This window comes from Streptomyces tyrfis, assembly GCF_037034285.1.
GTDB lineage: Bacteria > Actinomycetota > Actinomycetes > Streptomycetales > Streptomycetaceae > Streptomyces.
In genome coordinates this window covers 1-14169 of sequence record NZ_JBAGJZ010000086.1, presented here as the reverse complement: position 1 = coordinate 14169, position 14169 = coordinate 1, and the positions used below count along the sequence as shown (strand labels likewise).

Annotated in this window: 13 protein-coding genes, 1 tRNA gene and 1 pseudogene; 8 read left to right on the top strand and 7 right to left on the bottom strand. The window is 69.4% G+C overall.

Annotated features, from left to right (window positions below; genetic code table 11):
- Window positions 1-1056, bottom strand: a 1056-nt coding sequence (locus WA762_RS34825) for an Hsp70 family protein (protein ID WP_335941596.1), incomplete at its 3' end; no start/stop codon positions are given.
- A gap of 251 nt (window positions 1057-1307) precedes the next feature.
- Here WA762_RS34825 and WA762_RS34820 point away from each other — a divergent pair.
- The 3 genes from WA762_RS34820 (at window position 1308) to WA762_RS34810 (ending at window position 5691) form a co-directional block, all read left to right on the top strand.
- On the top strand, window positions 1308-1973 hold the full coding sequence (locus tag WA762_RS34820) for a sugar transferase (protein WP_335941595.1): 666 nt from the start codon (window positions 1308-1310) through the stop codon (window positions 1971-1973).
- 147 nt (window positions 1974-2120) lie between these two features.
- Entirely contained in the window at window positions 2121-4388 is a 2268-nt protein-coding gene (locus WA762_RS34815) for a (Fe-S)-binding protein (protein ID WP_335941594.1), read from the top strand.
- A 268-nt stretch (window positions 4389-4656) separates the two neighbouring features.
- Window positions 4657-5691 (top strand): Yip1 family protein, encoded by a 1035-nt coding sequence (locus WA762_RS34810; protein WP_335941593.1) that lies wholly within the window; start codon window positions 4657-4659, stop codon window positions 5689-5691.
- Between the two features lie 159 nt (window positions 5692-5850).
- Here the strand turns inward: WA762_RS34810 and WA762_RS34805 are convergent, their stop codons facing one another.
- The 3 genes from WA762_RS34805 to dcd all read right to left on the bottom strand — a co-directional run bounded on the left by WA762_RS34805 (window position 5851) and on the right by dcd (window position 7709).
- On the bottom strand, window positions 5851-6348 hold the full coding sequence (locus tag WA762_RS34805; RefSeq protein WP_335941592.1) for a DUF2690 domain-containing protein: 498 nt from the start codon (window positions 6346-6348) through the stop codon (window positions 5851-5853).
- 278 nt (window positions 6349-6626) lie between these two features.
- Window positions 6627-7127: a phosphoribosyltransferase gene (locus WA762_RS34800; protein WP_335941591.1), complete on the bottom strand. Its 501-nt coding sequence runs from the start codon at window positions 7125-7127 to the stop codon at window positions 6627-6629.
- 6 nt (window positions 7128-7133) lie between these two features.
- Complete coding sequence (gene dcd, locus WA762_RS34795; RefSeq protein ID WP_335941590.1) at window positions 7134-7709, bottom strand: dCTP deaminase; 576 nt, start codon at window positions 7707-7709, stop codon at window positions 7134-7136.
- 527 nt (window positions 7710-8236) lie between these two features.
- Between dcd and WA762_RS34790 the strand changes: the two genes are divergently transcribed.
- Window positions 8237-8310, top strand: a tRNA-Gly gene (locus WA762_RS34790).
- 50 nt (window positions 8311-8360) lie between these two features.
- On the opposite strand, the pseudogene WA762_RS34785 reads toward WA762_RS34790, so the two are convergent.
- Window positions 8361-8902: pseudogene (locus WA762_RS34785) on the bottom strand (flavoprotein).
- 120 nt (window positions 8903-9022) lie between these two features.
- On the opposite strand from WA762_RS34785, the gene WA762_RS34780 reads away from it, so the two are divergent.
- Window positions 9023-9271: a type II toxin-antitoxin system CcdA family antitoxin gene (locus WA762_RS34780; protein WP_335941589.1), complete on the top strand. Its 249-nt coding sequence runs from the start codon at window positions 9023-9025 to the stop codon at window positions 9269-9271.
- Window positions 9268-9669, top strand: coding sequence for a DNA-binding protein (locus tag WA762_RS34775; RefSeq protein WP_335941588.1), 402 nt, complete (start codon window positions 9268-9270; stop codon window positions 9667-9669). The genes WA762_RS34780 and WA762_RS34775 overlap by 4 nt, the downstream gene beginning before the upstream one ends.
- A gap of 498 nt (window positions 9670-10167) precedes the next feature.
- On the opposite strand, the gene WA762_RS34770 is transcribed toward WA762_RS34775, so the two are convergent.
- A complete protein-coding gene (locus WA762_RS34770; protein WP_335941587.1) occupies window positions 10168-11484 on the bottom strand; it encodes a phosphatase PAP2 family protein in 1317 nt (438 codons plus the stop codon).
- A gap of 579 nt (window positions 11485-12063) precedes the next feature.
- Between WA762_RS34770 and WA762_RS34765 the strand changes: the two genes are divergently transcribed.
- Entirely contained in the window at window positions 12064-12495 is a 432-nt protein-coding gene (locus WA762_RS34765) for an SRPBCC family protein (RefSeq protein WP_335941586.1), read from the top strand.
- Here the strand turns inward: WA762_RS34765 and WA762_RS34760 are convergent.
- Window positions 12467-12772 carry a hypothetical protein gene (locus WA762_RS34760; RefSeq protein WP_335941585.1) on the bottom strand — a complete coding sequence of 102 codons (306 nt, stop codon included), beginning with the start codon at window positions 12770-12772 and terminating at the stop codon, window positions 12467-12469. The genes WA762_RS34765 and WA762_RS34760 overlap by 29 nt on opposite strands.
- 511 nt (window positions 12773-13283) lie before the next feature.
- Between WA762_RS34760 and WA762_RS34755 the strand changes: the two genes are divergently transcribed.
- Entirely contained in the window at window positions 13284-13874 is a 591-nt protein-coding gene (locus WA762_RS34755) for a hypothetical protein (RefSeq protein WP_335941584.1), read from the top strand.
- Window positions 13875-14169: the final 295 nt, after the last annotated feature.

Sequence of the window (14169 nt, the reverse complement as noted above, 5' to 3'; positions counted from 1 at the left end):
AACACCGGCCTGGAGCGAGGCGCCGATCGCGACGACCTCGTCCGGGTTCACACCCTTGTTGGCCTCGCGGCCGCCGGTCAGCTCCTTGACGAGCTCGGCGACGGCCGGCATGCGGGTCGAGCCGCCGACGAGAACGACGTGGTCGATCTCGGACAGCTGGATGCCCGCGTCCTTGACGACGTTGTGGAACGGCGTCTTGCAGCGCTCCAGCAGGTCGGCGGTCAGCTGCTGGAACTGCGAGCGCGTGAGCTTCTCGTCCAGGTGCAGCGGACCCTCGGCGGACGCCGTGATGTAGGGCAGGTTGATCGTGGTCTCGGTCGAGGAGGAGAGCTCGATCTTGGCCTTCTCCGCGGCCTCGCGCAGACGCTGGAGCGCCATCTTGTCCTTGGACAGGTCCACGCCGTGCCCGTTGGCGAACTGCTTCACCAGGTAGTCGACGACGCGCTGGTCCCAGTCGTCGCCGCCGAGGTGGTTGTCGCCGTTGGTGGCCTTCACCTCGACGACGCCGTCGCCGATCTCCAGCAGCGAGACGTCGAAGGTGCCGCCGCCGAGGTCGAAGACGAGGATCGTCTGGTCGTCCTTGTCGAGGCCGTAGGCCAGCGCGGCGGCCGTCGGCTCGTTGACGATGCGCAGGACGTTCAGACCCGCGATCTCGCCGGCCTCCTTGGTGGCCTGACGCTCGGAGTCGTTGAAGTACGCGGGGACGGTGATGACCGCGTCGGTCACCTTCTCGCCCAGGTACGCCTCGGCGTCGCGCTTCAGCTTCTGCAGGATGAACGCGCTCATCTGCTGCGGGTTGAAGTTCTTCCCGTCGAGCTCGATCTTCCAGTCGGTGCCCATGTGGCGCTTGACCGAACGGATGGTCCTGTCGACGTTGGTCACCGCCTGGCGCTTGGCGACCTCGCCGACGAGCACCTCGCCGTTCTTCGCGAAGGCGACGACGGACGGCGTGGTCCTGGCGCCCTCTGCGTTGGTGATGACGGTGGGCTCGCCGCCTTCCAGAACGCTGACGACGGAGTTAGTCGTGCCCAGGTCGATGCCGACCGCACGTGCCATTTCGATTCCTCCAGATACCTACTTGAGTGGAACTGGCTCAAGGATGCACGACACCCACCCCACTGTCAACAGACCTGAGTCGACCTGACTCAACTATCGTGCGGGGACTTCGCGCGCGCCGCCGCCCGCCCCGCCTCGCGCACCGCACACCGCCTCCCCATCATCACGCCATGGGATCGTTCTGTCATAAAATGCCGCGAGTCGCTCAAATCCGGCACTCCGGCCCGCCCCACGCCAGGCAGGTGCGAACGATGCAGAGACGAACGCAGCAGAGGCAGCAGAGACAACAGAGACGGCGGGGACCCCGTGAACGCCGGGCCCCCGGGAGACAGGAACGGCAGCGGAAGCGGGACCGGACCGGCCGGCCGTCGGCCAAGCGCGCCCTGGACCTGGCCCTGGGCTCGGCCCTGCTGGTCCTGACCGCCCCGCTGCTGGCCGGGGGCGCCCTCGTCCTCGCGGTGCGGCGGCCGCCGGGCGGCGTCGTCAATCGGTCGCCCCGGGTCGGCCTGGGCGGTCGCGTGTTCGTCCTGCGCTCGCTGCACACCCGGCGGTTGGGGCTGGACGTGCTCTCCCGCCTGCCGCACGTCGTTCGCGGGGACCTCTCCCTCGTCGGACCGGAACCGCTGCCGCCGGACGCCCCCGGAGCCCGTACCGCCGAAGCGCGCCCCGCCGGCCCCACCACCCCCGCCGGAGCGCCCGCCGCGCGACACTGGCGGCAGGAGCTGAGGCCGGGCCTGACCGGCCTGGCACAGGTCCGCTCCCGTTCCGGGATGCCCTGGGACGAACCGGCCCTGCTCGACCAGCACTACGCCGAGCACCACCGGCTGGCGCTGGACCTGGCCGTGCTGGCGGAAGCCGTGCGGATTCCGCTGCTCCGGACGCTCCGGCCGGGTACGGGCCCGGCCGGGCGGGCCTGAGCGACACAGATCACCGCCGGTGCGGCTACAGCCCCGCGGGATAAGTGGATAGTGTCAGCACAGACCCATTAAGTTACTGCTTAGTAGATGCCAGTATTCCGCCCGTAGACGCTGGATCCCACCCTCGCAGGCCCGAGGAGCCCCCAAATGCAACTCGCCGCGATCATCGTGTCGCTGGTGCTGACTGTGGTCGGCGTCGCGCTCATCGCCCGAGCCGTCGCGCAGATCTACCGGTTCGTCACGCTCGGGCAGCCGGTCCCGGCCGGCAGCCGCACCGACCATCCGAAGCAGCGCACGATCACCCTGGTCAAGGAGTTCCTCGGCCACACCCGGATGAACCGGTGGGGCATCGTCGGCTTCGCGCACTGGTTCGTCGCCATCGGCTTCCTGACGCTGCCGCCGACGCTGCTCCAGGCGTACGGGCAGCTCTTCAAGGCCGACTGGGTCCTGCCGGTCGTCGGCGACTGGGCCCCGTTCGAGATGTACACCGAGTTCATCGGCCTGATGACGGTGGTCGGCATCCTCGTGCTGATCGTCATCCGGCTGCTGAGCCTGCCCTCCCGGGCCGGCCGCAAGTCCCGCTTCGCCGGTTCCAAGGCGTGGCAGGCGTACTTCGTCGAGTACGTCATCCTCGTCATCGGCCTGGCGATCCTGACCCTGCGCGGTCTCGAGGGCGCGATCCACCACATCGAGGGCTACGAGGCCGGGTACTTCATCTCGTACCCCCTGGTCCTCGCGTTCCAGGGCCTCACGCTCGGCACGCTGCAGAACCTCATCTACCTCGTCGCGATGATCAAGATCGGCACCTCGCTGATCTGGATGATCACGGTCTCGCTCAACACCAACATGGGCGTCGCCTGGCACCGCTTCCTCGGCTTCCCGAACATCTGGTTCAAGCGGAACGCGGACGGCGAGCCGGCCCTGGGCGCGCTGCGGCCGATGACGTCCGGCGGCAAGGAGATCGACTTCGAGGACCCGGGCGAGGACGACGTCTTCGGCGTCTCGCAGGTCGAGCAGTTCTCCTGGAAGGGCATCCTCGACTTCTCCACCTGCACGGAGTGCGGCCGCTGCCAGTCGCAGTGCCCCGCCTGGAACACGGGCAAGCCCCTCTCCCCCAAGCTCCTGATCATGTCCCTGCGCGACCACGCGCACGCCAAGGCCCCGTACCTGCTGGCCGGCGGCGGCAAGACGATGGAGGGCGAGGAGAAGGCGTCCGAGGAGCAGCTGAAGGACGTCCCGGCCGCGGCGCTGGCGGAGGCCGAGCGTCCGCTGATCGGCACGGTCGAGGAGAACGGCGTCATCGACCCGGACGTGCTGTGGTCCTGCACCACCTGCGGTGCGTGCGTGGAGCAGTGCCCGGTCGACATCGAGCACATCGACCACATCGTCGACATGCGCCGCTACCAGGTGATGATCGAGTCCGCGTTCCCGTCCGAGGCGGGCACGATGCTCAAGAACCTGGAGAAGAAGGGCAACCCCTGGGGGCTCGCGAAGAAGCAGCGCGTCGAGTGGACCAAGGAGGTCGACTTCGAGGTCCCGGTCGTCGGCAAGGACGTCGAGGACCTCACCGAGGTCGACTACCTGTACTGGGTCGGCTGCGCGGGCGCCCTGGAGGACCGGGCCAAGAAGACCACCAAGGCGTTCGCGGAACTCCTCCACATCGCGGGCGTGAAGTTCGCGATCATGGGCGGCGATGAGAAGTGCACCGGTGACTCCGCCCGCCGCCTCGGCAACGAGCCGCTGTTCCAGCAGCTGGGCCAGGAGAACGTGGCCATGCTGAACATGGCGTTCGGCGAGGACGACGAGGACGACTCGACGAAGAAGGCCAAGTCGGCGAAGAAGATCGTCGCGACCTGCCCGCACTGCTTCAACACCATCGCCAACGAGTACCCGCAGCTCGGCGGCGAGTACGAGGTCATCCACCACACCCAGCTGCTCCAGCACCTCATCGACGAGGGCCGGCTGATCCCGGTGACCCCGGTCGAGGGCCTGATCACATACCACGACCCGTGCTACCTGGGCCGTCACAACAAGATCTACACCCCGCCGCGCGAGATCATGGACAAGGTCCCCGGTCTGCGCCAGCAGGAGATGCACCGCCACAAGGAGCGCGGCTTCTGCTGCGGCGCGGGCGGCGCCCGGATGTGGATGGAGGAGCGGATCGGCAAGCGGATCAACGACGAGCGCGTCGACGAGGCCCTGTCCCTGAACCCGGACATCGTCTCCACCGCCTGCCCGTTCTGCCTGGTCATGCTGACCGACTCGGTCAACGGCAAGAAGAACGACGGCAAGGCGAAGGAGTCGGTCCAGGTGGTCGACGTCTCGCAGCTGCTGCTGGACTCCGTGAAGACCCCGGCCGACCCGGCGGGCGACGCCGAGTCGGCGGACGAGCCGGAACCGGAACCGGTGAAGTAGACCGCCGGAACCGAACCCGGAACCGGAACCGGAACCGGAACGGGAACCGGTGAAGTGGACCGCCGGAACGCGTGACGCGCGGAAGCGGCCGGACCTGCCTCGGGGGCGGGCCCGGCCGCTTCTTCCTTCCCGCGCCCTCCTCCGCCCTGTCCCCGCCCCCGAGATCCCTCCGGGACAGGCCTTAGGGGATGTCACAGCTCGGCCGCAATGGCCATCCGGTTTCCCCGGCCCTCTCACCGCGTCCGCGCGGACCAGGTACGTTCGACGCGTGGCTGGATTCAGGATCGGACGCGGCCGGGACAACCGCACCCCGCAGCAGGCGCAGCAGCAACCACGGCAGCAGCCGTACGGCACACAGGCACCGCCGCCGTACGGTCAGCAGCCATGGCCGCCCGCGGGCGGCACCGGTGCCCCGCCCCCGTACGGCAACGGCGGCGGCCACCCCGGCGACGGCTACCCCGGCGGCAACGGCTACCAGGGCAACCCCGGCTATCAGGGCGGCCCCGGTTACCAAAGCGGCGGCCCCGGTTACCAGGGTGGCGGCCACGGCGGCGCTCCCCATGGCGGCCCCCACGCCGGGGGACACGGCGAACCGGAGTACTTCGGCGACCCGTACCAGCAGCCCCACCCCCATGGCGGCCCGCGGCCGGGCGACCCGTACGCCGATTCGCCGGGCCACACCCAGGCGTTCAGCCTCGGCGAGGACCCGTACGGCGACGGCAGCACCTACCGTGCCGGCCAGGCCCCCGCCCAGCCCGCAGGCCCGCGGCTGCACTGGAAGGACCTGCTGACCGGCATCGTGCTGCGCCCGAACCCGACGTTCTGGCAGATGCGCGACTACCCCGTCTGGGGCCCGGCGCTGATCGTCACGTTCCTGTACGGCCTGCTCGCCCTCTTCGGCTTCGACCAGGCCCGCGAAGACGCGATCAACGCGACGATCTCCACGGCGGTGCCGTACGTCGTCATCACGGGCGTCTGCTTCGTCATCGGCGGCCTGGTCCTGGGCGCTGTCACGCACACCCTCGCCCGCCAGCTCGGCGGCGACGGCGCCTGGCAGCCGACCGTGGGCCTCTCCATGCTGATCATGTCGATCACGGACGCGCCCAGGCTGATCTTCGCCCTCTTCCTCGGCGGCGAGAACTCCCTGGTCCAGATCCTCGGCTGGGTCACCTGGCTGGCCTCGGCCGCGCTCTTCACCTCGATGGTGAGCAAGTCGCACGACCTGCCCTGGCCGAAGGCCCTGGCCGCGTCCGGAATCCAGCTGGTCGCGCTGCTGTCGATCATCAAGCTCGGCACGCTCTGAGCCGCACCGCACAAGCTCCGCACGAGCCCCGCACAAGCCCACGCGACGGCCCCGGCGCCCACGAGGACGCCGGGGCCGTCGGCGTACGGGACCGGGACCGTCCGTCGCACGTACGGGACCGGGACTGTCGCACGCACGGGAACCGGCAGCCCGAGCGGCCTACGCCGAGGCCGGAGAGACGTTCGCCGAGGCCGACGGGAGCAGCGTCCGGTCCGCCCCGACCCGGAGGGTGTGGCCCTTCGGGATCTCCTCGTCCGGCTTCCCGCTGACCGCGACCGCGGTCGCCCGGGCGGAGAAGTCGTCCTCGACGACGAGCATCGGCGGGTACTTGGTCTGCCCGGTCCGCACGGACGCGGACTGTCGCTGCGAGGGCGTGGTGTTGATCGTGACCGTGTCGCCGGGCTGTGCGCCGGTCGGCTTGCCCCACACCGTCGCGCACCGCTCGCTGTACCGGATCTCCAGGTGCATCGTGCCGATCCAGTCCCCCTTCAGCGTCCGCGCGTCCACCCCGCACCCGGTCCTCTCCGGGGCCGGCCCCAGGCACGTCTCCGCCGCGCAGGAGGGCGAGGCGGCGGGAACGGGCGTCGCCGCGCCCGGCGCTCCGGACGCGGCGGGCGGCGAACCCTTCGCGTTCTCGTCGTCATTCGCGGTCCTCACCTCGGTGTTCGAGGGGACGACCAGCGCGCCGATCAGTGTCCCGGGTCCGTGGTGGCGCCCTGCCCAGCCGCGCCGGCGGGCCATGGAGCCGCGCCAAGGGGACGCGAGGCCCGGGCCGCGCCGCCGGCATGTGGAGGGGCCACCGGCCCCGCCAGGACGAGGCCCCCCGGGCCGCGGAATCCGCCGCGTGCCGGCCCGGGAACTCAACGGGCAGACCTCAGAGCCTCAGGACCCAGGGGACTCCTCGGGGAACTCCTCAGGCAGGGGCTCAGGCGGGCTCAGGCGTCGAGAACCTGTCCGCCGCGCCGCACGACGGGCTTCTGCACGCTCCACGGGAAGTTGATCCAGCGATCGGTCTTCTTCCACACGTACTCGCACTTCACGAGCGAATGCGGCTTCTCGTAGATGACCGCGCTGCGCACCTCGGCCACGTGATCGATGCAGAAATCACGCACCAGCTTCAGCGTCTTCCCGGTGTCGGCGACGTCGTCGGCGATCAGCACCTTCTTGTCCGAGAAGTCGATCGCATTCGGAACGGGCGCCAGCATGACCGGCATTTCAAGGGTGGTGCCCACGCCGGTGTAGAACTCGACGTTCACCAGGTGAATGTTCTTGCAGTCCAGCGCGTAGGCGAGGCCGCCCGCGACGAACACCCCGCCGCGCGCGATGCTCAGCACGATATCGGGCTCGAATCCGTCGTCGGCCACGGTCTGCGCCAGCTCGCGCACGGCATGACCGAATGCCTCGTACGTCAAGTTCTCCCGCACGTCATCACTCATCCGGCATCACACCTGGGTCCGGTGGAAATTCAAGTACGAACGCGACGCGGTCGGCCCGCGCTGGCCCTGGTACCGGGACCCGTACCGCTCGGAGCCGTACGGGAACTCGGCCGGCGAACTCAGCCGGAACATGCACAGCTGCCCGATCTTCATGCCGGGCCACAGCTTGATCGGCAGGGTCGCCAGATTCGACAGCTCCAGCGTCACGTGCCCGGAGAAACCCGGATCGATGAACCCGGCGGTGGAATGCGTCACGAGGCCGAGCCGCCCCAGCGAACTCTTCCCCTCCAACCGCGACGCGAGATCGTCGGGAAGCGAGATGACCTCATACGTCGAGGCGAGCACGAATTCGCCCGGGTGCAGGATGAACGCTTCGTCCCCGTCCGGCTCGACCATGCGCGTCAGATCGGTCTGTTCGACGGCCGGGTCGATGTGCGGGTAACGGTGGTTCTCGAACACCCGGAAATAGCGGTCGAGGCGCACGTCGATACTCGATGGCTGCACCATCGACGCATCGAACGGATCAATGCGTACACGTCCGGCGTCGATCTCGGCCCGGATGTCCTTGTCTGAGAGAAGCACGTCCCGAGGATACGCAGAACGCGCGGGCCCGCCCCAACCAGGGACCGCCCCGCGCGCCTGTCACCGCTCCTGCCGCGTCACCGCGGCCGCCCGGCTACCGCTGTTCGAACGCCACCCGCACGGCGTGCCGAAGCCGCGCGCAACGGGGGCAGCGAATGAGCCGCCCGGGCCCGATCCGTCCGGCCCCGAGCTGCTGCATCGGGAACGAGGCGGTAGCGAAAACGTGCCCTTCGGCACAGCGGACGACGGTGCGCTCCATGGAGTCCATCAAGTCCCTTCCCCATCAAGACGTGGACGAGAACGCCACATTAGGGGATGAAGGGGACGCCACTCCAGGCGGCGCTCCGAGGACCTACGCTACGCCCCCAACTCCCGTGCCCAGCACCCGCGTCCACCCGCCCACGACCACTTCCGCACACCGAAAAGGACCCGCGGCGCCGCCGGGGTCCGGGCATGAGGTAGAGTGTGGGACGTTGCACAACCGGTCGATTGATCACCTAGGGTCGATCGCTCGGTAGCTGTGTTACGCGGGTGTAGTTTAATGGTAGAACATGAGCTTCCCAAGCTCAGAGCGCGAGTTCGATTCTCGTCACCCGCTCCACGATGAAGGCCCTGGTCAATGACCGGGGTCTTTTTGTGTCCGGACGGCACTCACGCTCCGGAAGGGGCGGCGATCTCACCCTCCAGCAGTTCCAACGCGTCCTCCCACGAAACCGGTCCGCTCCGCCGCCCGTCTTCGGCCGGTGGGGCTCGTGGGATCCGACGAGTACGCCCATCTCCCGGAGCTGGTTCAGGCTCCGGCCGTACGCCGGGTGGGCGGCCATGGCCGTGTTCACGTACGGGAGGACGGCGGTCGGGATACCCATCCCGTACGCCTCGCACAGAATGCCGAGGGCCAGGGTGTCGGCGATGCCGGCCGCCCACTTGTTGATCGTGTCGAAGGTGGCGGGCGCGACGGCGATGGCGTCGGCAGGCGGCAGCGGAAGCGGGGCGCCGGGGCTTCGCCAGGCGGAGCGGATCGGATAGCCGGTCTGCGCCTCGATCGCTTCCGTGTCGAGGAGGCCGAGCCCCTGGGGTGTGGCTACAACCCCGACTCCCCAACCTTTGTCCTGCGCGGCGGTGATCAGCTTGTGGGCGTCGCCCGCGATGCCTGCGGCGCAGACCCCGATGGACAGGAAGGGCGGTGTCGTCACGCGGGGCTCCCAGTCGACGGGCTGAGGCAGTGAAGCCTGGCAGCGGACGAAGACGATCACATCAAGGCTTGCGGTCGACGCCCCGAGCCAACGCATGCATACTCCAGTATGCTTGGGCTTATGTCCTCGACGACTCGCATCACCGTCACGCTCCCCAGCGACCAGGTGGCGGAGCTCCGCAAGCTCACGGACAACGTCTCCGGCTATGTGGCGGAAGCCGTAGCCCGCCAGATCCGGCACCAGCTGCTGGGCGAAGACCTCCGCCGCCATGAGGAAGAGCACGGCCCCTTCAGCGACGAGGAACTCGCCGAGGCCCGCGCGAAGATCTTCGGCTCCGCCGGCACCACCAAAGGCGCGGACGCCGCGTGAGCGAGCGCATCGAAACCGTCGTCCTGGACTCGGAAGGGCTCTCCGCCTGGATCACGCAGGACCGCAAGCTCCTCGCGATGCTTCAGGTCTTCCACGACATGGGAGCCGACCTGGTAATCGGGGCGAACACCATCGTGGAAGTCAGCCACTCCCGCACCAACATGCCCCGTCTGAACTGGGCCCTGTCCCGCGTCAAGGTGGAGCCGGTCACCGAAAAAGCGGCGAAGGCGGCGGCGGAACTCCTCAAAACCGCCGGGCTGCACGGGCACAGGTACGCCATCGACGCCACGGTCGCCGAGGTCGCCCTGCGCCAGCCGAAACCCGTCGCCCTCCTGACCTCCGACAGCGACGACATGACCAAGCTCTGCGGCAACCAGGTCCGCATCATTTCTCTTTGATCAGTCGGCCTACGCGGAGCACGTACCTCGCAGGACTCGTTGCACCGCCGGCCTTCGTGCCCCATCCGTGCCCAGCAGAGCCGACAGCAGCGGTCAGGTACGGCTTCCACAGACCCTGGCCATTCACGCCGACCGACGCAAAAGCGCAGTTCAGATCCTCTCCTGCGGCCCAAGAACCGTTGATTCCCAAGCTCAGAGCGCGATTCGATTCTCGTCACCCGCTCTTTGATGAAGCCCCAGGCCAGCACCCGGGGCTTCTTGGTTGTCTGGAGCGGATCAGGCGTCGTGGTTTTCTCCCGATCGGCAGGGACGCAAGTGTCGGTCGTCCAATCCCGTCGGCCACTGCCTGCCAGCGTTCCAGGGTCGAGGGGCTCGGGGGTAGATCCCCTCGATCGAGGGGACGGCTGCCGGTCGTGGGCTGGTGCGCCGGCTCCGCCGCACCCGGCGTCCGGCGTCACTCGGCCGGCGCGCTCAGCCCACGACCCGGTGCGGCACGACTCAAACCGGTTCGAGTCGCGATTCCGGTTGTCGCGCCGGCTCGGTCCCCCGTTCCCACGACGCGATGGTCCTCACATAGCCGTAGATCACCGAGGCCATCGCCAGCACGAGAAGCGGCCCGGACGCCCACGGGTGCTTCGCCATCTCCAGCGGCAGACAGCGATAGGACACCAGGAGCGCGGCGAAGACGGTTGCGCCGTAGGCGACCAGCCGGATTCCCGATCGATCCCAGCCGCGGTCGAACGTGCGCAGAGCTGCCTCGACCGTGAGCGTGAAGACCACTCCGGCGATGAGATCCGCGCCGTAGTGGTAGCCGAATCCCAGCGTCGCGGCGAGCGTGGCCACCAGCCAGAACGTGCCCGCGAATCGCAGAATCCGCGGGCCCTTCCGGGAGTGGATGAAGATCGCGGTGGCCCATGCCGTGTGCAGGCTGGGCATGCAGTTCCGTGGGGTGATTCCGTCGAATGGCATGTGGTGCGGGGCATCGATCGGCGGCGGCGTCTTCGGCCACAGGTCGGCCACCGCCCACTGCTCGCTGGACGGCGTGTCCGACCACAGGCTGACTGTCGCCCAGTGCTCGGCGCCGGTGCCGTAGGCGAAGATCGGTCCGACCACCGGGAAGATCATGTAGATGGCGGGCCCGAGGAGGCCGATCACCAGAAAGGTGCGCACCAGATGATGGCCCGGGAAGCGGCGCTCGACCGCCACGTTGCGCAGTTGATACAGCGCGACGACGACCGCGGCCACCGCGAGTTGGCCGTAGACGATGTCGAGGAAATTGAAGCCGATCGGGCCGGTGGCCGTGACGATTCGGCCTACCAGCCAGGACGGGTTGCCCAGCGCGTGATCGGCGGTTGCCACGTACTGGTCGAGCACCATCGGGCGGGTCTTGGAGGTGATGAGCAACCAGGTGTCGCCGGTCTTGCGGCCGGCCACCAGCAGCAGGCCCAGCCCGACGCCCTTCAGCAGCAGGACGCGTTCCCGGCCGGTACGACGAGTGAGAGCGATGACCGCGCAGCCCAGAATCACCCACAACGCACCGTTGCCGAAGGGATGTCCGTCGGTCACCTTGGCGTCGACCGCCCACCGGACCACCAGGAAGGCGACGTCGATGCCGATCGCGGCGCCGACCGCGATGAACCGTTGCCGCCAGGTGAGCACCACCATCATCAACGCCATACCCGCGTACAGCAGGAAGCCTGATTTGGGGGCGAACACCACCTCTCGCGCCTGGCCGGCGATCGGCCCCGGAAGGCCGTAGCCACGTGCGGCGATCTCCAGCGCGATGAGGAATCCGAGAGCCGCGACGCCCGCCACACACCAGAGCCTCGCCCGCGGTTGACGCCACACGGAGGACGCGATTCTGCGGTTTATTCGCGAAAAATCCCGCCACGTTATATGTCTCAATTTTCGGCCGATTTTCTATATTTTTGTTTAATTTATGGGCTGTTCTCGATCGCCACCTTCCGATCCGGGCCGCGCTCTCCTTCACTCAAGGGCGCGCAGAACATCAAGTCGCGTGGCGAAGCTCTTGGCATCCCTGCTCGGTCAAGGTTTTCGACAGCAAGTCGATCGTCCGCGCGCCCCAGGCCGGGGGAAGAAAGAAAGGCTACAGTCCGGGTTCCACCCCGTTCCCGGCGCGGTGCGCGGGCTGGGAGGCGGACCCGGTTGAAGCACCGCGGTGCCCGTGCCGTGCCCCGGAACGCCGAGGACGGACAGTGCCGGCCCGTCGGGCCCCGCTCTCCCCTGTCGGCCCCGTCGCGCCCCGCTGGCCCCCGTCGATCCCGTCGGTCCCGTCAATCCTCCGTCGGTCCCCGTCGATCCCCGTCGATCCTCCGAGGGGGCGACACTGGAGACAGGGCCTCGTAAACGGTGAACCGAGTTGTGAGGTGGCCGATGAGCACTCTCGAAGAACAGATCGACGTCGATGTTCCGATCGCTCTGGCCTGGGAGCGCCTCCATCAGGTGGAGACCTATCCGCGATTCGTCGAAGGGGTACGCCAGGCCCGTCCGGAGGAAGCGCACCGGGCGCGCCTGGACGTCGACGCGGGCGGCCGGGCTCAGGAGTTCGAGGCCGAGATCACCGACCGCGGCAAGGAACACACGATGGCGTGGCAGACCACGAGCGGTCCCGACCTGGCGGGAACCTTCTCACTGCTGCCCATCGACCGGGAGCACACCCGAGTCCAGGCCCGGGTCGAATACGACCCCGGCACCGTCAAGGAGGCGTTCGGCGGGCCGAAGGGGTTCGCCCAGGCAACCGCGATCGAACGGCTTGTACGGGACGACCTCGAACACTTCAAGGAGTTGGTGGAACGGGAACGGTAGGCGCCCCCGCCGAGACCTGTCCCCCACTCCTGTCCCCCGCGTGGGGGGCGGCCGGGCCGGGGCCGAGTGCCTGGCGGGCGAAGCGCAGGGCGTAGGGCAGTGCGGCGCGGGTGAACGGGCCGGCGCCCGCGGCCACGGCGGCGGCCGAGAGGACGGGCTCGACGCACACGGCGGTGCACAGGCGGCCGGCGTGGCGCAGGGCGGGCAGGCCGGGGAGTACGAGGGTGAGGGTCCGGCCGTCGGTGTCGGGACGCGGCCAAGTGAGTTCGATGCGCATGGGGCGGGCCTCCGCGGTGTGGGGCTCGCCGCCTGCGGCCCGGGCGGCGAGCCCTCGCACGCGGCGGGACGGCCCGGTCCGGCGGAGAGGCGCGGGCCGGCCGGCGTGCGCGGGGTCGGGGGCCGCGGTCAGGCCGGTACGGCGGTGAGGGGGATGACGGTGGTGAGGATCGGCTTTCTGGAATACGGGTCGGGACTGGACCGGGCGCTCATGCCGTCACCTCCTCACGGCCATGACATGCGCGGGTATTCGGTCTGTGGTCCGTAGCGGTCGGGTCTTCTTCGGGATCGCCCGGCGGGGGTGGGCGGGCGGCGTGGCGGCCGCTCGTCGGCTCCGTCGTCCGGCGGCTCCGTCGTCCGGCGGCTCCGTCGTCCGGCGGCTCCGTCGTCCGGCGGCATACGGATATCTCCAGAGTTGCCGAAATTGTCGGATCTGGTCAAGGTTGTCGAGAAGGTGAGCTGTGTCACGCCTTTGCTGTGTGTCTCAGCCGCCCTACGGAGGGAGAGCAACCATGACTGACAGTTCCCATACGCGTGGCGCGGGGGACACGAAGGCACGGCATCCCGTCCAGGAGACGCTGGCGCACCCCGTGCAGATGGTGACGACGGCGGTGGAGAAGGTTCCGGGCGCCGACCGGGCGAAGGAGTTCGTCGACGGAGTGCTGGACTCCGTCGGAATCGTCTCGCCCCAGGCGCGGCGCGTCGTGGCGTACACCGGCGCCGGGCTGCTCGGCGTGGCCGGTGTGGTCGAGTGGCCGGTGGCCGCGGCGGGCGCCGCCGCGGTATGGCTCACCCAGCAGCGTCCCAAGGAGGCCGCCACGACGGGGCGAGCGGCCGACGAGGCCGGCGCCGGGGAATCGCGGACGAAGACCTCCCGGGCGAAGGCCTCGCGGGCGACGAAGCGCGCCGCCACCTCGGCCAAGACGTCGGCCGGCGGCAAGGCGAAGTCCCGCCCGGGCAAGGCCGGTTCGGGGACGACGAAGAGCCGGGCGCCCAAGTCGGCGGGCGCCTCGGGCACGACGAAGGCCCGTGCGTCGTCCCGGCGTACGACGTCCAGGAGCACCGCGGCCAAGAGCACCGCGGCGGGCGGGCGGAAGAAGTGAAGGGGCCCTGACGGGTTCCGGGCCGGGCCGTGCAGGGCCCGGATCGTTCCCGGTCCTCTTCGGAGAGGGCGGTCCGGGGCGCGCCCGCTTCGGTTCCCGGCCTCTCCCCAGACCCCGTCCGCCCCGACGACCGCTCGTTCCGTCCGGCCCGTGCGGCAGGCCCGCGAAGGTGAGACATGCTGCTCCGCTTGCTGACCGGGCTGCCCGCCGCGGTCCTCCAGAACGCCCTGGCGGCCCCCGTCGGGGCGACCCGCCGGCTGGCCCCGCCCGCCGTCGGCACGGCCCGGATGGCCGC

Coding starts and splice junctions, on each gene's coding strand:
- WA762_RS34820 (WP_335941595.1), top strand. CDS start 1,308: ATGCAGAGACGAACGCAGCAGAGGCAGCAGAGACAACAGAGACGGCGG.
- WA762_RS34815 (WP_335941594.1), top strand. CDS start 2,121: ATGCAACTCGCCGCGATCATCGTGTCGCTGGTGCTGACTGTGGTCGGC.
- WA762_RS34800 (WP_335941591.1), bottom strand. CDS start 7,127: ATGAGTGATGACGTGCGGGAGAACTTGACGTACGAGGCATTCGGTCAT.
- WA762_RS34780 (WP_335941589.1), top strand. CDS start 9,023: ATGTCCTCGACGACTCGCATCACCGTCACGCTCCCCAGCGACCAGGTG.
- WA762_RS34765 (WP_335941586.1), top strand. CDS start 12,064: ATGAGCACTCTCGAAGAACAGATCGACGTCGATGTTCCGATCGCTCTG.
- WA762_RS34760 (WP_335941585.1), bottom strand. CDS start 12,772: ATGCGCATCGAACTCACTTGGCCGCGTCCCGACACCGACGGCCGGACC.
- WA762_RS34755 (WP_335941584.1), top strand. CDS start 13,284: ATGACTGACAGTTCCCATACGCGTGGCGCGGGGGACACGAAGGCACGG.